Origin of the sequence: Pseudomonas putida (assembly GCF_028682455.1) — a bacterium.
Lineage (GTDB): Bacteria > Pseudomonadota > Gammaproteobacteria > Pseudomonadales > Pseudomonadaceae > Aquipseudomonas > Aquipseudomonas putida_AA.
The window spans coordinates 182,050-203,896 of record NZ_JANHLD010000005.1 but is presented as its reverse complement, the minus strand read 5'-3'; the positions used below and the strand labels follow the sequence as shown (position 1 = coordinate 203,896).

17 protein-coding genes are annotated in these 21,847 nt (G+C 61.1%); 9 read left to right on the top strand and 8 right to left on the bottom strand.

Translation table 11 applies throughout. The annotated features are described in order from the left end of the window. Positions 1-34: 34 nt before the first annotated feature. The 5 genes from clpP to NPS58_RS27850 all read left to right on the top strand — a co-directional run bounded on the left by clpP (position 35) and on the right by NPS58_RS27850 (position 7,102). The gene (clpP, locus tag NPS58_RS27870; protein ID WP_274118417.1) at positions 35-676 is read left to right on the top strand and encodes an ATP-dependent Clp endopeptidase proteolytic subunit ClpP; all 642 of its coding nucleotides are present in this window, start codon (positions 35-37) and stop codon (positions 674-676) included. A gap of 106 nt (positions 677-782) precedes the next feature. Next, positions 783-2,066 carry an ATP-dependent Clp protease ATP-binding subunit ClpX gene (gene clpX, locus NPS58_RS27865; RefSeq protein ID WP_028945302.1) on the top strand — a complete coding sequence of 428 codons (1,284 nt, stop codon included), beginning with the start codon at positions 783-785 and terminating at the stop codon, positions 2,064-2,066. 150 nt (positions 2,067-2,216) lie between these two features. Beyond that, positions 2,217-4,613, top strand: coding sequence for an endopeptidase La (gene lon, locus NPS58_RS27860; RefSeq protein WP_274118416.1), 2,397 nt, complete (start codon positions 2,217-2,219; stop codon positions 4,611-4,613). 147 nt (positions 4,614-4,760) lie between these two features. Further along, positions 4,761-5,033 (top strand): HU family DNA-binding protein, encoded by a 273-nt coding sequence (locus tag NPS58_RS27855; RefSeq protein ID WP_010224366.1) that lies wholly within the window; start codon positions 4,761-4,763, stop codon positions 5,031-5,033. 197 nt (positions 5,034-5,230) lie between these two features. Continuing rightward, the gene (locus NPS58_RS27850; protein ID WP_274118415.1) at positions 5,231-7,102 is read left to right on the top strand and encodes a SurA N-terminal domain-containing protein; all 1,872 of its coding nucleotides are present in this window, start codon (positions 5,231-5,233) and stop codon (positions 7,100-7,102) included. Between the two features lie 88 nt (positions 7,103-7,190). Here the strand turns inward: NPS58_RS27850 and NPS58_RS27845 are convergent, their stop codons facing one another. The 7 genes from NPS58_RS27845 to gloB all read right to left on the bottom strand — a co-directional run bounded on the left by NPS58_RS27845 (position 7,191) and on the right by gloB (position 17,019). Beyond that, complete coding sequence (locus tag NPS58_RS27845) at positions 7,191-8,819, bottom strand: ABC transporter ATP-binding protein (protein ID WP_274118414.1); 1,629 nt, start codon at positions 8,817-8,819, stop codon at positions 7,191-7,193. Between the two features lies 1 nt (position 8,820). Further along, complete coding sequence (locus NPS58_RS27840) at positions 8,821-9,840, bottom strand: ABC transporter permease (protein ID WP_274118413.1); 1,020 nt, start codon at positions 9,838-9,840, stop codon at positions 8,821-8,823. 1 nt (position 9,841) lies between these two features. Further along, the gene (locus NPS58_RS27835; protein ID WP_274118412.1) at positions 9,842-10,915 is read right to left on the bottom strand and encodes a microcin C ABC transporter permease YejB; all 1,074 of its coding nucleotides are present in this window, start codon (positions 10,913-10,915) and stop codon (positions 9,842-9,844) included. Between the two features lies 1 nt (position 10,916). Further along, on the bottom strand, positions 10,917-12,770 hold the full coding sequence (locus tag NPS58_RS27830) for an extracellular solute-binding protein (protein ID WP_274118411.1): 1,854 nt from the start codon (positions 12,768-12,770) through the stop codon (positions 10,917-10,919). Further along, positions 12,767-14,599, bottom strand: coding sequence for an extracellular solute-binding protein (locus NPS58_RS27825; RefSeq protein ID WP_274118410.1), 1,833 nt, complete (start codon positions 14,597-14,599; stop codon positions 12,767-12,769). The genes NPS58_RS27830 and NPS58_RS27825 overlap by 4 nt, the downstream gene beginning before the upstream one ends. Before the next feature lie 122 nt (positions 14,600-14,721). Continuing rightward, positions 14,722-16,140 carry a lytic transglycosylase domain-containing protein gene (locus NPS58_RS27820; protein WP_274118409.1) on the bottom strand — a complete coding sequence of 473 codons (1,419 nt, stop codon included), beginning with the start codon at positions 16,138-16,140 and terminating at the stop codon, positions 14,722-14,724. 99 nt (positions 16,141-16,239) lie between these two features. Beyond that, on the bottom strand, positions 16,240-17,019 hold the full coding sequence (gloB, locus tag NPS58_RS27815) for a hydroxyacylglutathione hydrolase (RefSeq protein ID WP_274118408.1): 780 nt from the start codon (positions 17,017-17,019) through the stop codon (positions 16,240-16,242). Positions 17,020-17,097: 78 nt separating this feature from the next. Here gloB and NPS58_RS27810 point away from each other — a divergent pair, with 78 nt between their 5' ends. The 4 genes from NPS58_RS27810 to NPS58_RS27795 all read left to right on the top strand — a co-directional run bounded on the left by NPS58_RS27810 (position 17,098) and on the right by NPS58_RS27795 (position 21,506). Beyond that, on the top strand, positions 17,098-17,856 hold the full coding sequence (locus NPS58_RS27810) for a methyltransferase domain-containing protein (RefSeq protein ID WP_274118407.1): 759 nt from the start codon (positions 17,098-17,100) through the stop codon (positions 17,854-17,856). 48 nt (positions 17,857-17,904) lie between these two features. After that, positions 17,905-18,348, top strand: coding sequence for a ribonuclease HI (rnhA, locus tag NPS58_RS27805; protein ID WP_028945291.1), 444 nt, complete (start codon positions 17,905-17,907; stop codon positions 18,346-18,348). An 82-nt stretch (positions 18,349-18,430) separates the two neighbouring features. Next, positions 18,431-19,174: a DNA polymerase III subunit epsilon gene (gene dnaQ / locus NPS58_RS27800; RefSeq protein WP_274118568.1), complete on the top strand. Its 744-nt coding sequence runs from the start codon at positions 18,431-18,433 to the stop codon at positions 19,172-19,174. A 76-nt stretch (positions 19,175-19,250) separates the two neighbouring features. Further along, positions 19,251-21,506 (top strand): arginine/lysine/ornithine decarboxylase, encoded by a 2,256-nt coding sequence (locus NPS58_RS27795; RefSeq protein WP_274118406.1) that lies wholly within the window; start codon positions 19,251-19,253, stop codon positions 21,504-21,506. Positions 21,507-21,512: 6 nt separating this feature from the next. Here the strand turns inward: NPS58_RS27795 and NPS58_RS27790 are convergent, their stop codons facing one another. Continuing rightward, positions 21,513-21,731 carry a hypothetical protein gene (locus NPS58_RS27790; RefSeq protein ID WP_274118405.1) on the bottom strand — a complete coding sequence of 73 codons (219 nt, stop codon included), beginning with the start codon at positions 21,729-21,731 and terminating at the stop codon, positions 21,513-21,515. Positions 21,732-21,847: the final 116 nt, after the last annotated feature.

Here is a 21,847-nt window from a genome sequence, read left to right as displayed (position 1 = left end):
TCAAGACATGACTATTTGGGAGTGAGTGCAGGACATGTCCCGCAATTCTTATTATCAGCAGAGCTCTGACATCCAGGCCGCAGGCGGCCTGGTCCCGATGGTTATCGAGCAATCCGCTCGTGGCGAACGCGCCTATGACATCTACTCGCGCCTCCTGAAGGAGCGGGTGATCTTTCTGGTGGGCCCGGTAGAGGACTACATGGCCAACCTGATTGCAGCGCAACTGCTGTTCCTTGAAGCGGAAAACCCGGACAAGGATATCCATCTCTACATCAACTCGCCGGGCGGTTCGGTGACTGCGGGCATGTCGATCTACGACACCATGCAGTTCATCAAGCCCGACGTCTCCACGACCTGTATCGGTCAGGCGTGCTCCATGGGCGCCTTCCTGCTCGCCGCCGGTGCCAAGGGCAAGCGTCACTGCCTGCCGAACTCGCGGGTAATGATTCACCAGCCACTGGGTGGCTTCCAGGGTCAGGCCTCGGATATCGAGATCCATGCCAAGGAAATCCTGCAGATCAAGTCGCGTCTGAACGAGCTGCTGGCCTACCACACCGGGCAGGACCTGGAGACCATCGAGCGCGATACCAATCGCGACAATTTCATGAGCGCGCAACGTGCCGCCGAGTACGGCCTGATCGACTCGGTTCACGACAAGCGGCAAATGGCTGTCTGACAAGGCGCCAAAGCAGGTGGCCGGGCCTTCTCGCCACCTGCGGACTTGAAAAAGCCCGCAATTGCCTTCATCTTGTGTTGCAAGCCTACCGGATTGGATCGATCGAATGACTGACACCCGTAACGGCGAGGACAACGGCAAATTGCTCTATTGCTCCTTCTGCGGCAAAAGCCAGCACGAAGTGCGCAAGTTGATTGCCGGCCCCTCGGTATTTATCTGCGACGAGTGCGTCGACCTGTGCAACGACATCATCCGTGAGGAGGTGCAGGAAGCCCAGGCCGAAAGCAGCGCGCATAAACTGCCTTCGCCGAAAGAAATCAGCACCATCCTGGACCAGTACGTCATTGGTCAGGAACGTGCCAAAAAGGTACTGGCGGTAGCGGTGTACAACCACTACAAGCGCCTGAACCAACGCGACAAGAAGAACGACGACGTCGAACTCGGCAAGAGTAACATCCTGTTGATCGGTCCGACGGGCTCGGGTAAGACCCTGCTCGCCGAAACCCTCGCGCGTCTGTTGAATGTACCGTTCACCATCGCCGATGCCACCACCCTGACCGAAGCCGGTTACGTGGGTGAGGACGTCGAGAACATCATTCAGAAATTGCTGCAAAAGTGCGACTACGACGTGGAAAAGGCCCAGATGGGCATTGTCTACATCGACGAAATCGACAAGATCTCGCGCAAGTCGGACAACCCGTCCATCACCCGTGACGTCTCGGGCGAGGGCGTGCAGCAGGCGCTGCTCAAGCTGATCGAAGGCACGGTTGCCTCGGTTCCGCCGCAAGGTGGCCGCAAGCATCCGCAGCAGGAGTTCCTGCAGGTCGATACGCGTAACATCCTGTTCATCTGCGGTGGTGCGTTCTCGGGCCTGGAAAAGGTCATCCAGAACCGTTCCACCCGCGGCGGCATCGGCTTCGGTGCCGAAGTGCGCAGCAAGCAGGAAGGCAAGAAGGTTGGCGAATCGCTGCGTGAGGTCGAGCCTGACGATCTGGTCAAGTTCGGTCTGATCCCGGAATTCGTGGGTCGTCTGCCGGTGCTGGCTACCCTCGACGAACTCGACGAAGCTGCCTTGATGCAGATTCTCACCGAGCCGAAGAATGCCCTCACCAAGCAGTACGCCAAGCTGTTCGAAATGGAAGGTGTAGACCTCGAGTTCCGCAGTGATGCGCTCAAGTCCGTGGCCCGCAAGGCCCTGGAGCGCAAGACGGGTGCTCGTGGCCTGCGCTCGATCCTCGAAGGCATCCTGCTCGACACCATGTACGAGATTCCTTCGCAGAAGGATGTCAGCAAGGTGGTGATCGACGAGAGCGTCATCGATGGCTCTTCGCAGCCGCTGTTGATCTATGAGAACAGCGAGCCGCAAGCCAAGGCTGCACCCGACGTCTGAGTCGCCAAACGGCTCGAATCTGCAAGGGGCCTTCGGGCCCCTTTGCTTTTCCTGTCGTGGAGCTTGTTTTTTTGCGGGCCTGCCCCCACATTAACTTCACGCTCAAATTCCACCGGTTTCCGGCCATAAGGCCGCTGTAGAGGCGAAATCATGAAGACCACCCTCGACTTGCCTCTTTTGCCATTGCGCGATGTCGTCGTCTATCCGCACATGGTTATCCCACTGTTCGTGGGTCGCGAGAAGTCCATCGAAGCCCTCGAGGCCGCAATGACGGGCGAAAAGCAGATCCTCCTGCTGGCCCAGAAGAACCCCGCTGACGACGATCCTGGCGAAGACGCCCTGTACCGTGTCGGTACCATTGCCACTGTCCTGCAACTGCTCAAACTGCCCGATGGCACCGTCAAGGTGCTGGTCGAGGGTGAGCAGCGCGGTGCGGTTGAGCGTTTCAACGAAGTCGACGGCCATATCCGTGCCGAAGTCTCGCTCATCGACGAGTCGCAGACCGCCGAGCGCGAGTCTGAAGTCTTCGTTCGTAGCTTGTTGTCACAATTTGAACAATACGTTCAGCTGGGCAAGAAAGTCCCGGCTGAAGTCCTGTCGTCGCTCAACAGCATCGATGAGCCAGGGCGCCTGGTCGACACCATGGCCGCGCACATGGCCCTGAAGATCGAGCAGAAGCAGGAAATCCTCGAAATTCTCGACCTGCCGACCCGCGTCGAGCATGTCATGGCGCTGCTGGATGCTGAAATCGACCTGCTGCAGGTCGAGAAGCGCATCCGTGGTCGCGTCAAGAAACAGATGGAGCGCAGCCAGCGCGAGTACTACCTGAATGAGCAAATGAAGGCCATTCAGAAAGAGCTGGGCGACAGTGAAGAAGGCCACAACGAAGTCGAAGAGCTGAAAAAGCGCCTCGACGCCGCCGGCCTGCCGAAGGACGCCTATGCCAAGGCCCAGGCCGAGCTGAACAAGCTGAAGCAGATGTCGCCGATGTCTGCCGAAGCCACCGTGGTGCGTTCTTACCTGGACTGGCTGGTGCAAGTGCCGTGGAAGGCCCAGAGCAAGGTGCGCCTGGACCTGGCCAAGGCTGAAGAAATCCTCGATGCCGACCATTACGGCCTGGAGGAGGTCAAGGAGCGTATCCTCGAGTACCTCGCCGTACAGAAGCGTGTGAAGAAGATCCGTGGCCCCGTGCTGTGCCTGGTTGGGCCGCCGGGTGTGGGTAAAACGTCCCTGGCCGAGTCGATCGCCAGTGCCACCAACCGCAAGTTCGTGCGCATGGCCCTGGGCGGTGTGCGCGATGAGGCCGAGATTCGTGGCCACCGTCGTACCTACATCGGTTCGATGCCGGGTCGCTTGATCCAGAAAATGACCAAGGTGGGCGTACGCAATCCGCTGTTCCTGCTGGACGAAATCGATAAGATGGGCAGCGACATGCGTGGCGATCCGGCCTCGGCGCTGCTCGAGGTGCTCGATCCAGAGCAGAACCACAACTTCAACGATCACTACCTGGAAGTCGACTACGACCTTTCCGATGTGATGTTCCTCTGCACCTCCAACTCGATGAACATTCCGCCAGCGTTGCTGGACCGGATGGAAGTCATTCGTCTGCCGGGCTACACCGAAGACGAAAAGATCAACATCGCGGTCAAGTACCTGACGCCCAAGCAGATCAAGGCCAACGGCCTCAAGAAGGGCGAGCTGGAAGTCGACGTGTCGGCCATCCGCGACATCATCCGCTACTACACCCGTGAAGCGGGCGTGCGGGGCCTGGAGCGCCAGATCGCCAAGGTCTGCCGTAAGGTGGTCAAGGAGCATGCCGGCCTCAAGCAAGTGGCGGTCAAGGTCACCGGCGAGCAGCTGGAGCACTTCCTCGGGGTGCGCAAGTTCCGTTACGGCCTGGCAGAGCAGCAGGACCAGGTCGGCCAGGTCACGGGCCTGGCCTGGACCCAGGTCGGTGGCGAGTTGCTGACCATCGAAGCGGCCGTGATTCCGGGCAAGGGCCAGTTGATCAAGACCGGCTCGTTGGGCGATGTGATGGTCGAGTCGATCACCGCCGCGCAGACAGTGGTGCGCAGCCGGGCAAGAAGCCTGGGTATTCCTGCCGACTTCCACGAGAAGCGCGACACCCACATCCACATGCCTGAAGGCGCCACTCCCAAGGATGGTCCGAGTGCCGGTATCGGCATGTGCACTGCCCTGGTTTCGGCGCTGACGCAGATTCCGGTACGGGCCGATGTGGCCATGACCGGTGAAATTACCCTGCGTGGGCAGGTGCTGGCCATTGGCGGTCTTAAAGAGAAATTGCTGGCGGCGCACCGCGGTGGAATCAAGACCGTGATCATTCCTGAAGAGAATGTGCGTGATTTGAAGGAAATTCCTGAGAATATTAAGCAGGATCTACAGATTAAACCGGTCAAATGGATTGACGAAGTCCTCCAAATTGCGCTGCAATACGCCCCGGAGCCCTTGCCAGATGTGGCTCCCGAGATTGTCGCCAAGGATGAAAAGCGCGACAGCGATTCCAAGGAAAGAATTAGCACGCATTAGTACGTATTCGGCTGGGGGCTTTCTTGACAGTATTTTCAGGCCCTTGTTATAAAGCGGCACTTAAGTGTCAACAGGCCACCCAGCGCTCGTTTAGCTTTTCATTACATACTTAGAAACAAACTCAATAGAGATATAAGGGGACTTAGAGTGAACAAGTCGGAACTGATTGACGCTATCGCCGCATCTGCTGATATTTCGAAAGCTAGCGCTGGTAAGGCGCTGGACGCAGTAATCGAATCCGTCACCGGCGCCCTGAAGGCAGGTGATTCCGTGGTACTGGTAGGTTTTGGTACCTTCTCCGTCACCGACCGCCCAGCTCGCACCGGCCGCAACCCGCAAACCGGCAAGACTCTGGAAATCCCTGCTGCCAAGAAGCCAGGCTTCAAGGCTGGCAAGGCACTGAAAGAAGCCGTCAACTAAGTCGCTTCCTTCAGGCTTACGCCTAACCGGGCCAGGCACCTGCCTGGCCTGGCTGCTTGACATCGGGGAAGCGCCCAAAGGCACCTGATGTTTGGCTGGTTACGAGAAGGCGCATCCTCGGATGCGCCTTTCTTCTATCAGGACTCTACCCACGCTCCACGGTTGTTTTATTCAGTACAACCGTTTCTGGGGGACGCATGCTGCAGAATATCAGGGACAATTCACAAGGTTGGATTGCCAAGACCATCATCGGTGTCATCGTAGCCTTGATGGCGCTGACCGGCTTCGATGCCATCTTCCAGGCCACAACCCACAGCCAGGATGCTGCCAAGGTCAATGGGGAAACCATTAGCCAGAACGAGCTGAGCCAGGCCGTCGACATGCAACGTCGGCAGCTGATGCAACAGCTGGGCCGGGATTTCGACCCGGCGCTGCTCGACGAGAAGCTGCTGCGCGAGGCGGCACTCAAGGGGCTGATCGATCGCAAGTTGCTGCTCCAGGGCGCCGAAGACGCCAAGTTCGCTTTCTCCGAAGCCGCACTCGATCAACTGATCCTGCAAACACCGGAGTTCCAGGTGGATGGCAAGTTCAGTGCCGACCGTTTCGACCAGGCCATTCGCCAGATGGGCTACGGCCGTCTGCAATTCCGCGAACTGCTGGCTCAGGAGATGCTCATCGGTCAATTGCGTGCAGGCCTCGCCGGTAGTGGTTTTGTCACCGACGACCAGGTCAATGCCTTTGCACGCCTTGAAAAGCAGACCCGTGATTTCGCTTCGCTGACCTTCAAGGCCGACCCGGCTTCGATCAAGGTCACCGATGAGCAGATCAAGGCGCACTACGATGAGCACGCCAAGGAATTCATGTCCCCTGATCAGGTCGTGATCGACTACATCGAGCTGAAGAAGTCCGCCTTCTTCGACCAGGTCAAGGTAGACGAAGACGAGCTCAAGGCGCTGTACGAGAAAGAGATCGCCAACCTTGCCGAGCAGCGCCATGCCGCTCACATCCTCATTGAGGTCAATGACAAGGTGAGCGATGCCCAGGCCAAGGCAAAAGCTGAAGAAATCCAGCAGCGCCTGACCAAGGGTGAAGACTTTGCCACGCTGGCCAAGGAGTTCTCCCAGGATCCGGGTTCGGCCAACAACGGTGGTGACCTTGGTTATGCCGGTCAGGGTGTCTACGATCCTGCCTTCGAAGAGGCGCTGTATGCGCTGAACAAGGATCAGGTCTCGGCGCCGGTGCGTACCGAATACGGCTATCACCTGATCAAGCTGCTCGATGTCCAGGCACCCGAAGTGCCGAGCTTTGCCAGCCTGAAAGACAAACTGACCCGCGAACTCAAGACCCAGCAGGTCGAGCAGCGCTTTGTCGAGGTGACCAAGCAGCTCGAGGACGCCGCGTTCGAAGCCTCGGACCTCGCCCAGCCAGCCCAGGAGCTGAACCTGAAGGTGCAGACTGCACCTGCATTCGGCCGTGAGGGTGGCGAAGGCATCACCGCCAACCGCTCCGTGATCCAGGCCGCTTTCAGTACCGAAGTTCTGGAAGAGGGTGCCAACAGCACTGCCATCGAGCTGGATCCGGAAACCATTGTCGTGCTGCGTGTCAAAGAGCACCGCAAGCCGGAGCAACTGAGCCTGGAAGTAGTGTCGGACAGCATCCGCAAGCACCTGGCCCGTGAGCAGGCAACCGCCGCGGTGAAAGCCAAGGCTGATGCACTGATCGCCGGCCTGCGTGACGGCAGCATCCCGCTGGCCGCTACCCAGGAAGGCCAGAGCTGGAAGGTCCAGGAAGCGGTCTCGCGCAACCAGGAAGGTATCGACCCGGTCGAGTTGCAGGCGCTGTTCCGCATGGGCAAGCCTGAAGCCAAGGACAAGCCTGTCTACGGTAGCGTGACGCTCCAGGACGGCAGCCTGGTGGTGTTGCGCCTGAACGGCGTGAACGAAGGCACTGCAGCCACCGAAGAAGAGAAGGCGAACTATCGTCAGTTCCTCGCTTCCCGTGCTGGTCAGCAGGACTTTGCGGCGTACCGCAAGCAGTTGGAAGCCAAGGCGGACATTACTCGCTACTGAGTGCTGTCGCTACAAACAGAAAAGGCCGCTTATGCGGCCTTTTCTGTTTCTGCAGGAGCGGGCTTGCCCCGCGAAAGCGACCTACCTGTCACATCGCATCGCCAGCCAAACTCGCTCCCACAGGGGCCAGGAAGGCCGCCTCCAGCAGTTGCCGGGTATAGGTGTGCTGCGGGGCGGCAAAGATGTCGGCTGCCGCCCCTTGCTCGACCACCTTGCCTTGCTTGACCACCATCAGTTGATGGCTCAGCGCCTTGACCACCGCCAGGTCGTGACTGATGAACAGGTAGGTGAGGTTGTACTTGGTCTGCAGTGAGCGCAGTAGCTCGACCACTTGGCGCTGTACCGTACGGTCCAGGGCCGAGGTGGGCTCGTCGAGCAGGATCAGTGCCGGCTTGAGTACCAGGGCCCGGGCGATGGCGATGCGCTGGCGTTGGCCACCGGAGAACTCGTGGGGGTAGCGGTGGCGGGCCTGGGGATCGAGCCCCACCTCCTGCAGGGCGGCGATGATTGCCTGCTCCTGCTCCGCCGCGGTGCCGATGCGATGAATGCGCAGCCCTTCGCCCACGATGTCGCTGACGCACATGCGTGGGCTGAGGCTGCCGAAGGGGTCCTGGAAGACCACCTGCATCTGTCGGCGCAGCGGCCGCACCTGTTGCTGGCTCAGGCCCTGGAGCGCGGTGCCCTGGAAGCGAATGTCGCCCTGGCTGCCCAGCAGGCGAAGGATGGCCAGGCCCAGGGTCGACTTGCCTGAGCCGCTTTCGCCCACGATGCCCAGCGTTTGACCCTGGGGCAGGCTGAAGTTGATGCCATCGACCGCCTTGACGTGATCGACCGTGCGCCGCAACAGGCCTTTCTTGATCGGGAACCATACACGCAGGTCGTTGACTTCCAGCATGGGCTTGCCCGCCGGGTTGTCGGCCGGGCCGCCACTGGGCTCGGCGCCGAGCAGCATCTGGGTGTAGGCGTGCTTCGGGCTCTTGAACAGCGTGGCACAGTCGGCCTGCTCGACGATGCAGCCGCGCTGCATCACGCACACCCTGTGGGCAACGCGCTTGACCAGGTTGAGGTCATGGCTGATCAGCAGCAGGGCCATTCCCAGGCGTGCCTGCAGCGACTTGAGCAGTTCGAGGATCTTGAGCTGGACCGTCACATCCAGGGCGGTGGTCGGTTCGTCGGCAATAAGCAGCTCGGGCTCGTTGGCCAGGGCCATGGCGATCATCACGCGCTGCCTCTGGCCGCCTGAGAGCTCGTGTGGCAGGGCTTTGAGGCGTTTGTGGGGCTCCGGGATGCCTACCAGGTCGAGTAGCTCCAGGGTGCGCTCAGTGGCCGCCTTGCCGCGCAGGCCCTTGTGCAGCAGCAGGATCTCGTTGATCTGCTTTTCGATATTGTGCAGCGGGTTGAGCGAGGTCATCGGCTCCTGGAAGATCATCGCGATGCGATTGCCGCGGATGCGGCGCATCTGCTTCTCGTCCAGGGTGAGCAAATCCTTGCCTTCGTAATGGATGGTGCCGGACGGATGCCGGGCCAGGGGATAGGGCAGCAGGCGCAGAATCGAGTGGGCGGTGACCGACTTGCCCGAGCCGCTCTCGCCGACCAGTGCCAGGGTCTCGCCACGGCGGATGTCGAAGCTGATGCCTTCGACCACGCGCTGGACCTGCTCGCCGGTAATGAACTCGACGGCCAGGTCGCGCACTTCGATCAAGGTTTCGTTGCTCATGTCATTTCCTCGGGTCGAAGGCATCGCGGGCGGACTCACCGATGAACACCAGCAAGCTGAGCATCAGGGCCAGTACGGCGAAGGCGCTGATGCCCAGCCAGGGCGCCTGCAGGTTGGACTTGCCCTGGGCGACCAACTCACCCAGGGAGGGTGCGCCCGGTGGCAGGCCGAAGCCCAGGAAGTCCAGGGCGGTCAGGGTACCGATGGCGCCGGTGAGGATGAACGGCATGAAGGTCATGGTCGAGATCATGGCGTTGGGCAGAATATGGCGGAACATGATCGGCCCGTCCTGCATCCCCAGGGCACGTGCTGCCCGTACATATTCAAGGTTGCGCCCACGCAGGAATTCGGCGCGTACCACGTCCACCAGGCTCATCCACGAGAACAGCAGCATGATGCCCAGCAGCCACCAGAAGTTGGGCTGGACGAAGCTTGCGAGGATGATCAGCAGATACAGCACCGGCAAGCCGGACCAGATCTCCAGGAACCGCTGGCCGGCCAGGTCCACCCAGCCGCCATAGAAGCCCTGCAGGGCGCCGGCAAGCACGCCGATGATAGAGCTGAGAATGGTCAAAGTGAGGGCGAACAGCACAGAGATACGAAAGCCGTAGATCACTCGCGCCAGCACGTCGCGGCCCTGGTCGTCGGTGCCCAGCCAGTTTTGCGTCGAAGGCGGTGCAGGGGCGGGTACCTTGAGGTCGTAGTTGATGCTCTGGTAGCTGAATGGAATCGGCGCCCATAGCACCCAGCTGTCCTTGGCGGCCAGCAGTTCGCGGATGTAGGGGCTCTTGTAGTTGGCTTCCAGGGGGAACTCACCGCCAAAGGTGGTTTCCGGGTAGCGCTTGAGCGCTGGGAAATACCATTCGCCGTCGTAGCTCACGGCCAGCGGTTTGTCGTTGGCGATCAGTTCGGCGCCCAGGCTCAGGCCGAACAGGATCAGGAACAGCCACAGCGACCACCAGCCGCGGCGGTTGGCCTTGAAGCGCTCGAAGCGCCGGCGATTGAGAGGGGACAGGTTCATCTCAGTTCTCCCGGCTGGCGAAGTCGATGCGTGGATCGACCAGGGTGTAGGTCAGGTCGCCGATCAGCTTCACCACCAGGCCAAGCAGGGTGAAGATGAACAAGGTGCCGAAGACCACCGGGTAGTCGCGGTTGATGGCTGCCTCGAAGCTCATCAGGCCCAGGCCGTCGAGAGAGAAGATCACCTCGATCAGCAGCGAGCCGGTAAAGAAAATACCGATGAAGGCCGAGGGGAAGCCGGCGATCACCAGCAGCATGGCGTTGCGAAATACATGGCCGTAGAGCACCCGGTTCGGGCTCAGGCCCTTGGCCTTGGCGGTGACCACGTACTGTTTGTTGATTTCGTCGAGGAAGCTGTTTTTGGTCAGCAGGGTCATGGTGGCGAAGTTGCCGATCACCAGGGCCGTCACCGGCAGCACCAGGTGCCAGAAGTAGTCGAGGATCTTGCCGGTGGTGCTCAGTTCGTCGAAGTTGTTCGAGGTCAGGCCGCGCAACGGGAACCAGTCCAGGTAGCTGCCGCCTGCGAACAGCACGATCAGCAGGATGGCGAACAGGAACGCCGGAATGGCATAGCCGATGATGATCGCCGAACTGGTCCAGACGTCGAAGTGGCTGCCGTGGCGAGTGGCCTTGGCGATCCCCAGGGGGATCGAGACCAGGTACATGATCAGCGTGCTCCACAGTCCCAGGGAGATCGATACCGGCATTTTCTCGACGATCAGGTCGATGACCTTGGCGTCGCGAAAGAAGCTGTCGCCAAAGTCGAGCCGGGCATAGTTCTTGATCATGATCCACAAGCGTTCCGGCGCCGACTTGTCGAAGCCGTACATCTTTTCGATTTCCTTGATCAGGGCCGGGTCCAGCCCCTGGGCGCCGCGATAGTTGGAGCCCGCCACCGACACCTCGGCCCCGCCACCGGCAATGCGGCTGGTGGCGCCTTCGAAGCCCTCGAGTTTGGCGATCATCTGCTCGACCGGGCCGCCGGGGGCAGCCTGGATGATCACGAAGTTGATGATCAGGATGCCCAGCAGTGTCGGGATGATCAGCAGCAAGCGGCGAAAGATATAAGCCAGCATCCTAGCGTGCCCCTTCGGCAGGTGGTGCTTCAGGCGCAGGTGTCACTTGCACGGCCGGTTGGACGTCCGGCTTGATCCACCAGGTATTGATGCCGATGTCGTACTTGGGCGACACCTTCGGGTGGCCGATATGGTTCCAGTACGCCACGCGCCAGGTCTTGATATGCCAGTTGGGGATCACGTAGTAGCCCCACTGCAGCACTCGGTCCAGGGCACGGCAGTATTCGATCAGGCTTTGCCTGGAGTCGGCGTTGATCAGGCCTTCGACCAGGCTGTCGATGGCCGGGTCCTTCAAGCCGATGAAGTTGCGGCTGCCCGGATTGTCGGCCGCCGCGCTCTGCCAGAACTCGCGCTGCTCGTTGCCGGGTGAGTTGGATTGGGGATAGCCGCCGACAATCATGTCGAAGTCACGGGAGCGCAGGCGATTGATGTACTGGGAGACGTCGACCCGGCGGATCACCAGGTCGATGCCCAGGTCGGCGAGGTTGCGCTTGAAGGGCAGCAGGATGCGTTCGAACTCGGTCTGGGCCAGCAGGAATTCGATGGAGACCGGTTTGCCCTGGGTGTCGACCATCTTGTCGTCGACGATGCGCCAACCAGCCTCCTGCAGGAGTTTGTAGGCCTTGCGCTGTTGCTCGCGGATCATGCCGCTGCCATCGGTGACCGGGTTGGCAAAGGCCTGGGTGAAGACCTGCTCGGGAATCTTGCCGCGCAGGGGTTCGAGAATTTTCAGCTCTGCCGCATCCGGCAGGCCTTGGGCGGCCATTTCCGAGTTCTCGAAGTAGCTGCCGGTGCGGGTATAGGCGCCATTGAACAGTTGCTTGTTGGTCCACTCGAAGTCCAACAGCAGGCTCAGCGCTTCGCGCACGCGCACGTCCTGGAACACAGGGCGGCGGATGTTATAGACGAAACCCTGCATGCCGGTCGGATTGCCATTGGGCAGTTCTTCGAGGATCAGGCGTTTCTGCCGCACGGCGGGCACGTCGTAGGCGGTGGCCCAGCTTTTGGCCGCGGTTTCCAGGCGATAGTCGAACTGCCCGGCCTTGAGTGCTTCCAGCGCCACGGAGCTGTCGCGGTAATAGTCGGTGGTCATCACGTCGAAGTTGTAGAAACCGCGGTTGACGGCCAGGTCCTTGCCCCAGTAGTCCTTGACCCGCTCGTAGCGGATCGAGCGTCCGGCCTTGACCTCGGCGACCTTGTACGGGCCGCTGCCCAGCGGGATTTCCAGGTTGCCCCTGGTGAAATCGCGATTCTCCCACCAGTGCTTGGGCAGCACCGGCAACTGGCCGAGGATCAGTGGCAGTTCGCGATTGTTGCTGTGCTTGAACTTGAACAGCACGCGTTGCGGGTCTTCGGCGATCACTTCGGCGACATCGGCGTAATAGCCGCGAAACAGCGGGGCGCCGCTCTTGATCAGGGTATTGAAGGTGAACACCACGTCTTCGGCATGGATCGGGTGGCCGTCATGGAAACGGGCTTCGGGGCGCAGGTAGAAGCGTACCCAGCTGTTGTCCGGGGCCTTTTCGATCTTGCCGGCGACCAGGCCGTATTCGGTGAACGGCTCGTCCAGGCTCTGGGTCATCAGCGTGTCGTAGATCAGCGAAATGTCATCGGCCGAGACACCTTTGTTGATGAACGGATTGAGGCTGTCGAAACCGCCAAAGCCGGTCTGGCGGAAGGTACCGCCCTTGGGCGCATCCGGGTTGACGTAGTCGAAGTGCTTGAAGTTGGCCGGGTACTTTGGGGGCTCGTCATACAGCGTCAGGGCATGTTGCGGGGCGGCCAGTGCCTGGGCACCGAAGCAGGCCAGCAGCAGGGCGCAGGCCTTCAGGCGCAGGCGGTGCAGTGACGTCATTGGGCTTTCTCCGAAGGCTTTATCCACCAGCTGTTGAGCCCCAGGGTATAGGGCGGCGTGGTGACGAAGGCGAACCGGTTGCGGTAGGCCAGGCGGTGATTGTCCAGATACCAGTTGGGGATCATGTAGTAGTGCCAGAGCAATACCCGGTCCAGGGCGCGTGCCGCTGCCACTTGTTCATCGCGGCTTTGGGCGGCCAGCAGGGTGTCGAGCAGGTGGTCGACCACCGGGTCCTTCACGCCAGCATAGTTCTTGCTTCCCTTGGTCGCGGCCTGGCTCGAGTGAAAGTACAACCATTGTTCGAGGCCGGGGCTGAGGGTCTGGTTCAGGGTCATTAGAATCATGTCGAAATCGAATTGGTCCAGGCGTTGTTTGTACTGGGCCCGGTCCACGGTACGCAAGCGCGCCTCGATGCCGATGCTGGCGAGATTTTCGACATAAGGTTGCAGGATCCGTTCAAGGTTCGGATTAACCAGCAGCAATTCGAGTTTCAAGGGTTTGCCGTGGCTGTCGAGCAGGCGCTGGCCGTTCAGTTTCCAGCCAGCCCGGGCCAACAGGTCGAGGGCCTGGCGCAGAGTCTGGCGGTTGATGCCGCGGCCGTCGGTGTGGCTGACCTTGTAGGGCTCGGTGAACAGGGCCGCGGGCAATTGATCGCGGTAGGGGGCAAGCAGCAGCCATTCCTTGCCCACCGGCAGGCCGCTGGCAGCAAACTCACTGTTGGGGTAATAGCTGCTGGCGCGACGGTAGGCACTGCTGAACAGGGCGCGGTTTGTCCATTCGAAGTCCAGCATCAGGCCCAGCGCCTGACGCACCCGCGCATCGCTGAAGGCGGCGCGGCGGCTGTTCATGAACAGGCCCTGGGTCTGGGTCGGGATCTTGTGCGGGATCTGCGCCTTGATCACCTCGCCGCGACGCACGGCCGGGAAGTTGTAGCCGTTGGCCCAATTCTTGGCCTGGTGCTCGATATAGATATCGAATTCGCCCGCCTTGAAGGCTTCGAAGGCAACGGCGGCGTCGCGATAGAACTCGTACTCGACCCGGGCAAAATTGTATTTACCGCGATTGACGGCCAAGTCCTTGCCCCAGTAGTCCTTGACCCGCTCGAACACCAGTCGGCGCCCCGGCTGGACCTGGGTGATGCGGTAGGGACCGCTGCCCAAAGGGGGCTCGAAGGTGGTGGCCTTGAAGTCGCGGCCCTTCCAGTAATGCGCCGGCAGCACCGGCATTTCGCCCAGGCGCAGGATCAGCAATGGGTTGCCCGCGCGCTTGAACACAAAACGGATTCGGCGCGGGTTGAGAATGTCGACCCGCTGCACTTCCTGCAGGTTGGTGCGGTAGATCGGGTGACCTTCCTTGAGCAGGGTGCGGTACGAGAACGCCACATCACTGGCGGTTATCGGATGGCCGTCGTGAAATCGGGCTTCAGGGCGCAAGTTGAAAACCACCCAGCTGCGGTCGTCGCTGTACTCGACGGAGCCTGCGATCAGTCCATAGCTGGAGGTGGGTTCATCACCCGAGGGGTCGTACTGGCCGGTACCGACCATGAGGGTTTCGTTGAGCTCGTTGACCCCGTACTGCAGGAAGTTGGGGGTGGTGACCGGGCTTGAACCCTTGAACGTGTAGGGGTTGAGGGTATCGAAGGTGCCAAAAGCCATGGCACGCAAGGTGCCGCCCTTGGGCGCTTGCGGATTGACCCAGTCGAAGTGGGTGAATTTGGCTGGGTACTTGAGCGTGCCGAACTGGGCGTAACCGTGGCTTTCGGTGATTGTCGCGCCCGCGGGAAAGCTCAAGGCCAGGCTGAATGACAGCAACAGGAGGGGACGTATCAAGTCGGCGATCCGATCCAGGCGGCTTGGGCTTTATTCCAGCTACAGTAACAGCTTGTATGGGCTGGAAAAAGAGGCCGCCAGGATGCGTGAGACAGCGCCAGTCATCGGCTGGCGCCTTGTGCTCAATGCGGTACGTAGACCGTCAGGGTCTGGCCTGGCTTGAGGGCGTGGCCGCTGCGTGGATTCCAGCGTTTGAGATGCTGCATCTCGACGTTGAAACGCTTGGCGACCAGGTACAGGGAGTCGCCTTTGCGAACCTTGTACTGGGTGGGTTTTTTCGAGTTCTTGCCCTGGACCGGCTGTGCACCTTGCATCACCAGGGTCTGGCCAGCCTTGAGGCTGTGGCCGGAAAGCTTGTTCCAGCGCTGCAGGTCCTTGACGCTTACCTTGTTGGCCTTGGCAATGGCGCCCAGGCTGTCGCCACGCTTGACCCGGTAGCGGGTGTTGCGGGTTGCCGTGGGGGCCGACGCTTCGGCGAGGGCAGCCTCGAACACGGCTTTTTTCGGCTGCAACGACAGCAGCTCTTCAGGCTTCATGTTCGACAGGCTGGCGGTCAGCAACTGCGCCTTGGCGGTGGGGACCAGCAACTGCTGGGGGCCATCGACGGTCATGCGCTTCTTGAAGGCCGGGTTGAGCTGGAACAATTCGTCTTCGTCGATCTCGGCCAGGGCTGCGACCCGTGACAGATCCAGGCGGTCCTTGATCGCGACGGCTTCGAAATAGGGTTCGTTGGCAATCGGGTTGAGGTTGACGCCATAGGCTTGCGGCGTCATGACCACCTGCGAGAGGGCCAGCAGCTTGGGTACGTAGTCGCGGGTTTCCTGGGGTAGCGGCAGGTTCCAGTAGTCGGTCGGCAGGCCGAGCTTTTCGTTGCGCTCGATTGCCCGGCTGACCGTACCTTCACCTGCATTGTAGGCCGCCAGTGCCAGCAGCCAGTCGCCGTTGAACATGTCGTGCAGGCGGGTCAGGTAGTTCAGTGCCGCGTTGGTCGAGGCGGTAATGTCGCGTCGGCCATCATAGAAGCGTGTCTGGCGCAGGTTGAAGTAGCGGCCGGTGGAGGGGATGAATTGCCAAAGCCCCACTGCATGGGCCCGTGAATAGGCCATGGGGTTGTAGGCGCTTTCGATTGCCGGCAGCAGGGCCAGCTCCAACGGCATGTTGCGCTCTTCGAGACGCTCGACGATGTAGTGAATGTACAGGCTGCCACGGTCGCCGGCGTTTTCCAGGAAGGAGGGGTTGCTGGCGAACCACAAGCGTTGCTGTTCGATGCGCGGGTTGACGGCCATGTCGTCTTGCAGGGCAAAGCCCTGGCGCATGCGCTCCCAGACATCCTGGGGCGCTTGTTCGGCTTGCTGGACCGGGACGAACACTGGCTTCTGCTTCATCCGCGCCTGGTAGTTGTGCGCGCGAACGCTCTCGGATTCGTCGATCTGACGGGTGCTCTGGCAGCCCACCAGGGTGGCGGCCAGGGCCAGCACGCTGGCTTGGGCCAGGCGCGTCAGGGCGACGGAATTGAAGGTTCTGCGGCTAGTCGACGACATTGGCTGGGACAAAGTTCCGGGCAAAAATGTCGGGCGATTCTAGAAAGCAGCCCCCCTGTGGTCAACCTTTGAGAACTTCCAGGTCCTAGCAGCGGCTGTTTAGAACGTGTCCTTCCAAGCCCTCAAGCCAGCAAAAACAGCACTTGGCGTGGGGTTTATCGAGCCACTCCGTTCGTCTAGTTTTTCTTTAACGGATGTTTCGGTAGTGCGCAGGAACGGATTGGTGAGCTTTTCCAGTGCCAGGGTTGATGGCAACGTGATGCGATCCTGCGCCCGCAGTTGGGTAACGTCGTCGAAGCGTTGGGCAATGTGCTGGTTCCCAGGTTCGACCGCCTTGGCAAAGCGCAGGTTGCTCAAAGTGTATTCATGGGTGCAATACACCTGGGTTTGTGCAGGCAACGCGGCCAGCCGCTGCAGCGAGTGGTGCATCTGCTCGGGCGTACCCTCGAACAGGCGCCCGCAACCGGCCGCGAACAGGGTGTCGCCACAAAACAGCAGGGGCGTGCTGCGCTCACCGCAAAAGTAGGCAATGTGCCCAAGGGTATGGCCGGGCACGGCAATGATCTGGAAATCCAGGCCCAGAACGCGCACGCTGGCATTGTCGTCCAGGGCCAGGTCGCGGCCGGGGATGCGCTCGTGGGCCGGGCCGCACACACGGGCGCCGGTAGCGGCCTTGAGCTGCTCGACCCCACCGACGTGGTCATGATGGTGATGGGTGACAAGAATGTCGCTCAGTTGCCATCCCGGATGCGCCTCGAGCCAGGCCAGCACCGGCGCCGCATCGCCCGGGTCGACCACCGCACAGCGCTGGTTGGCAGAATCCTGTAACAACCAGATGTAGTTATCGGTGAAAGCGGGTAGGGCATCGATCTGTATCATGGTGCGATTCGCCAAACGTTGGACATGGGTGCATCTTAGTAGCTATGCACGCTGTCGAGAACCTCAAGGGAGACTGCAATGACCGATCAAGCCTTTGCCCAGGCCGATCCGCAGTGGCTGGAGCTGATCAGCCTGGCCCGCGACTGGTTCGCCGGCCCCCTGGGGCAGTTGATGCTTCACGAAGAGCAACGCCTGCTCGAAGAAGAATTGGGGCGCTACTTCGGCGGCTACCTGGTGCACTACGGCCCCTGTGCCGAGGCGCCACCCAAGGCCCCGCAGGTACAACGCAACGTGCGCCTGGGCGCACCGTTGCCAGGTGTCGAGATCGTCTGCGAGGAGCAGGCCTGGCCGCTGAGCGAGCATGCCGCCGACGTGGTGGTGCTCCAGCATGGCCTGGACTTCAGCCTGTCGCCCCATGGACTGTTGCGCGAAGCGGCCAGCAGCGTTCGGCCGGGCGGGCATCTGCTGATCATCGGCATCAACCCCTGGAGCAGTTGGGGCGTGCGCCGCGTGTTCGCCCACGATGCCTTGCGCAAGGCCCGCTGCATTTCCCCATCGCGCGTCGGGGACTGGCTCAACCTGCTGGGTTTTGCGCTGGAGAAACGCCGCTTCGGGTGCTATCGTCCGCCGCTTGCGTCCCCCGCCTGGCAACAGCGCCTGGCCGGTTGGGAGCGGGTTGCCGGTGGCTGGCAGGGCGCCGGTGGCGGTGTCTACCTGTTGGTGGCGCGCAAGATGGTGGTCGGCTTGCGGCCACTACGCCTGGAGCGCCGTGAGCCAATGGGCAAACTGCTGCCATTGCCGATGGCCAAGGTCAACCGGCGCCATTCCGAACCTTGAGCCCGGGCCCCCTGGGCGCGGGTGTCCCCACTGCTAAAAAGGCTGTACATGAGCGATAGCGTCGAAATCTTTACCGATGGTGCCTGCAAGGGCAATCCCGGCCCTGGCGGCTGGGGTGTGCTGATGGTGTGCAAGGGAGTCGAGAAAGAGTTGTGGGGCGGCGAGCCCAACACCACCAACAATCGCATGGAGCTGATGGCCGCGATCAAGGGGCTTGAAGCGCTCAAGCGCGAGTGCGAAGTGTTGTTGGTCACCGACTCCCAGTACGTGATGAAGGGTATCACCGAGTGGATGGTCAACTGGAAGAAGCGCGGCTGGAAGACGGCTGCCAAGGAACCTGTCAAGAACGCCGATCTCTGGCAATTGCTCGATGAGCAGGTCAATCGCCACAAGGTCTCCTGGAAGTGGGTGCGCGGGCATGTCGGGCACCACGGCAACGAGCGTGCCGACCAACTGGCCAACCGTGGAGTAGAAGAGCTGCGCGGGCGTTGAAGCGCACACCGGCATCACGCTGAGGTAGAATGCCCGGCTTTCACCAGACCGCTGTACGCAACAGGAGACCACCGGCGTGGAGATTCAGAACAACAGGTCGGTCGTCTTGGACACCGAAACCACCGGTATGCCGGTCACCGACGGCCACCGGATCATCGAGATCGGCTGTGTCGAGCTGATCGGCAGGCGCCTCACCGGCCGGCACTTTCACGTCTACCTGCAGCCGGATCGCGAAAGTGACGAAGGCGCCATCGGCGTTCACGGCATCACCGATGCCTTCCTGGTCGACAAGCCTCGCTTTGCCGAAGTTGCCGATGAGTTCTTCGAGTTCATCCAGGGCGCCCAGCTGATCATCCACAACGCGGCGTTCGACGTTGGCTTCATCAACAACGAGTTCGCCCTGGTCGGTCAGCCTGATCGCGCCGATATCTCCCAGCACTGCACCATCCTCGATACCCTGGTCATGGCGCGTGGCCGCCATCCCGGGCAGCGCAACAGCCTCGACGCATTGTGCAAGCGCTATGGCGTCGACAACTCCGGTCGTGACCTGCACGGCGCCTTGCTCGACTCGGAGCTGCTGGCCGACGTCTACCTGAACATGACCGGTGGCCAGACCAGCTTGTCGCTGGCCGGGCAGGGGGCTGATGGCGAGGAAAACAGCGAAGACAACCGCGGCAGCGAAATCCGTCGCCTGGTGGGTCGCCAGCCAGGTCGGATCATCCACGCCACCGAGCAGGAACTGGAAGCCCACGTGGCCCGCCTGGAAGCCATCGCCAAATCGGCCGGCGGCCCGGCATTGTGGCAACAGCTGTCCGAGGCCAACTGAGGCAATCGTCGCGCAAGGGGGCGAGCCAGCTTCTACCCTGAAATGACCGACCGTCATTCGCAGCAGGCGCCCCCTCATGTACAAGGACCTCAAGTTTCCTGTCCTGATCGTTCACCGCGATATCAAGGCCGATACGGTCGCGGGCGAACGAGTACGCGGTATTGCCCAGGAGCTGGCCCAGGACGGCTTCACCATTCTTGCCGCCACCGACTACGCCGAAGGCCGGCAGGTTGTTTCCAGCCATCACGGCCTTGCCTGCATGTTGATCGCCGCCGAAGGCGCCGGTGAAAACACCCATCTCTTGCAAAATCTGGTCGACCTGATCCGCCTGGCGCGGCTGCGCGCGCCGCACTTGCCGATCTTCGCGCTGGGCGAGCAGGTGACACTGGAAAACGCCCCTGCCGATGTCATGAGCGAGCTGAACCAGCTGCGCGGCATCCTTTACCTGTTCGAAGACACCGTACCGTTCTTGGCCCGCCAGGTTGCGCGCGCAGCGCACACGTATCTGGACGGGTTGCTGCCGCCGTTCTTCAAGGCGCTGGTGCAACACACCGCGCAATCCAACTACTCGTGGCATACGCCGGGACACGGTGGCGGCGTGGCCTACCGCAAAAGCCCGGTGGGGCTGGCGTTCCATCAGTTCTTTGGTGAAAACACGTTGCGCTCGGACTTGTCGGTATCGGTGCCCGAACTGGGTTCGCTGCTCGACCACACCGGTCCCTTGGCGGCAGCCGAAGCCCGGGCGGCAAAGAATTTTGGTGCGGATCACACCTTCTTCGTGATCAATGGCACCTCGACCGCCAACAAGATCGTCTGGCATTCGATGGTCGGGCGCGACGACCTGGTATTGGTGGACCGCAACTGTCACAAGTCGGTGGTGCACGCGATCATCATGACTGGTGCCATTCCCTTGTACCTGTGCCCGGAGCGCAACGAGCTGGGCATCATCGGGCCCATCCCCCTGAGCGAGTTCAGTCCCGCGTCGATACGCGCCAAGATCCAGGACAATCCGCTGGCCAAGGGGCGCAATGCCAAGGTCAAGATGGCGGTGGTGACCAATTCCACCTATGACGGCCTGTGCTACAACGCCGAGTTGATCAAGCAGACACTCGGCAATAGCGTCGAAGTGCTGCATTTCGATGAAGCCTGGTATGCCTATGCGGCCTTTCACGAGTTCTTTGCCGGTCGATTTGCCATGGGCACCTCGCGCAGCGCCGACAGCCCGCTGGTGTTCAGTACCCACTCGACCCACAAGCTGCTGGCAGCCTTCAGCCAGGCCTCGATGATCCATGTGCAGGACGGGGGCGCCCGGCAACTGGACCGCGACCGCTTCAACGAGGCCTTCATGATGCATATCTCGACCTCGCCGCAATACAGCATCCTGGCCTCCCTGGATGTAGCGTCGACGATGATGGAAGGCCCGGCCGGTCGTTCGCTGCTGCAGGAAATGTTCGACGAGGCACTGGGCTTTCGCCGGGCGATGGCCAAGCTGCGCGAGCACCTGGCCGCCGATGACTGGTGGTTCAGTATCTGGCAACCCCCGCAGGTCGAGGGTGCGCAGCAGGTACACACCCAGGACTGGCTGTTGCAACCGCAGGCCGAGTGGCACGGTTTTGGTGATGTCGGCGATGACTACGTGCTGCTCGACCCGATCAAGGTCACCCTGGTGATGCCCGGTCTCAATGCTGGCGGGGCCTTGAGTGAGCACGGTATTCCGGCGGCGGTGGTCAGCAAGTTTCTCTGGGAACGGGGGCTGGTGGTGGAGAAAACCGGGCTCTACACCTTCCTGGTGTTGTTTTCCATGGGCATCACCAAGGGCAAGTGGAGCACCTTGCTGACCGAGCTCCTGGAGTTCAAGCGCAGTTATGACGCCAACATCGACCTGCTCGATTGCCTGCCCTGCGTCGCCCGGCTCGACCCTGTGCGCTACCAGGGCCTGGGCCTGCGTGATCTGTGTGACCAACTGCACGCCTGTTACCGCAGCAACGCCACTGCCAAGCAGCTCAAGCGCCTGTTCACCCGCTTGCCAGACGTGGTGATGAAACCCGCCGATGCCTACGACAAACTGGTACGCGCCGAAGTGGAGGCCGTACCGATCGATCAACTGCTGGGGCGTATCAGTGCGGTGATGCTGGTGCCTTATCCTCCGGGTATCCCGTTGATCATGCCTGGCGAGCGTTTTACCGAGGCAACCCACGCGATCATCGACTACCTGGCCTTCGCGGCAGCCTTCGACACGGGGTTTCCGGGTTTTGTCGCCGACGTGCATGGCCTGCAGCACGAGACCCTCGAGCAGGGGCGGGTCTATACCGTCGATTGCATCAAGGCCTGAAGCCGTTCAGGGAATGCGGATGATCTCTACGCCCGTGCGGGCCAGCTCGAACCGATCTTCGCCCAGGTGGTTGACCCGGTCGCCGATGGCCAACTTATAGGTAGTGATAGGCAGGGATGCGGCACTACCGTCGGATTCGAGGGTGGCTTCCTGAAACTCATGGACGGGATAGATGCGGCCTTCTGCGTCCCGTGCATGAAACTGTCCGACCAGTACTGCTGTCATTTACCGTGCAACCTCTGAAGAAGTAAGAATCTGTCAGGCATAGACCACTGTTTTGCCGGGTAAGTTTTGCCTACTGGGAAAAAAACTTCAGTACCGGATGGGATCATCTATACCTA

What these genes read in the sequence shown, in the direction of transcription:
- NPS58_RS27830 (WP_274118411.1), bottom strand. Translation starts at nt 12,770, where the DNA reads ATGACGTCACTGCACCGCCTGCGCCTGAAGGCCTGCGCCCTGCTGCTG.
- NPS58_RS27795 (WP_274118406.1), top strand. Translation starts at nt 19,251, where the DNA reads ATGTACAAGGACCTCAAGTTTCCTGTCCTGATCGTTCACCGCGATATC.
- NPS58_RS27790 (WP_274118405.1), bottom strand. Translation starts at nt 21,731, where the DNA reads ATGACAGCAGTACTGGTCGGACAGTTTCATGCACGGGACGCAGAAGGC.
- NPS58_RS27835 (WP_274118412.1), bottom strand. Translation starts at nt 10,915, where the DNA reads ATGCTGGCTTATATCTTTCGCCGCTTGCTGCTGATCATCCCGACACTG.
- NPS58_RS27840 (WP_274118413.1), bottom strand. Translation starts at nt 9,840, where the DNA reads ATGAACCTGTCCCCTCTCAATCGCCGGCGCTTCGAGCGCTTCAAGGCC.
- NPS58_RS27810 (WP_274118407.1), top strand. Translation starts at nt 17,098, where the DNA reads ATGACCGATCAAGCCTTTGCCCAGGCCGATCCGCAGTGGCTGGAGCTG.
- clpX (WP_028945302.1), top strand. Translation starts at nt 783, where the DNA reads ATGACTGACACCCGTAACGGCGAGGACAACGGCAAATTGCTCTATTGC.
- lon (WP_274118416.1), top strand. Translation starts at nt 2,217, where the DNA reads ATGAAGACCACCCTCGACTTGCCTCTTTTGCCATTGCGCGATGTCGTC.
- NPS58_RS27850 (WP_274118415.1), top strand. Translation starts at nt 5,231, where the DNA reads ATGCTGCAGAATATCAGGGACAATTCACAAGGTTGGATTGCCAAGACC.
- NPS58_RS27820 (WP_274118409.1), bottom strand. Translation starts at nt 16,140, where the DNA reads ATGTCGTCGACTAGCCGCAGAACCTTCAATTCCGTCGCCCTGACGCGC.
- clpP (WP_274118417.1), top strand. Translation starts at nt 35, where the DNA reads ATGTCCCGCAATTCTTATTATCAGCAGAGCTCTGACATCCAGGCCGCA.
- gloB (WP_274118408.1), bottom strand. Translation starts at nt 17,019, where the DNA reads ATGATACAGATCGATGCCCTACCCGCTTTCACCGATAACTACATCTGG.
- NPS58_RS27845 (WP_274118414.1), bottom strand. Translation starts at nt 8,819, where the DNA reads ATGAGCAACGAAACCTTGATCGAAGTGCGCGACCTGGCCGTCGAGTTC.
- rnhA (WP_028945291.1), top strand. Translation starts at nt 17,905, where the DNA reads ATGAGCGATAGCGTCGAAATCTTTACCGATGGTGCCTGCAAGGGCAAT.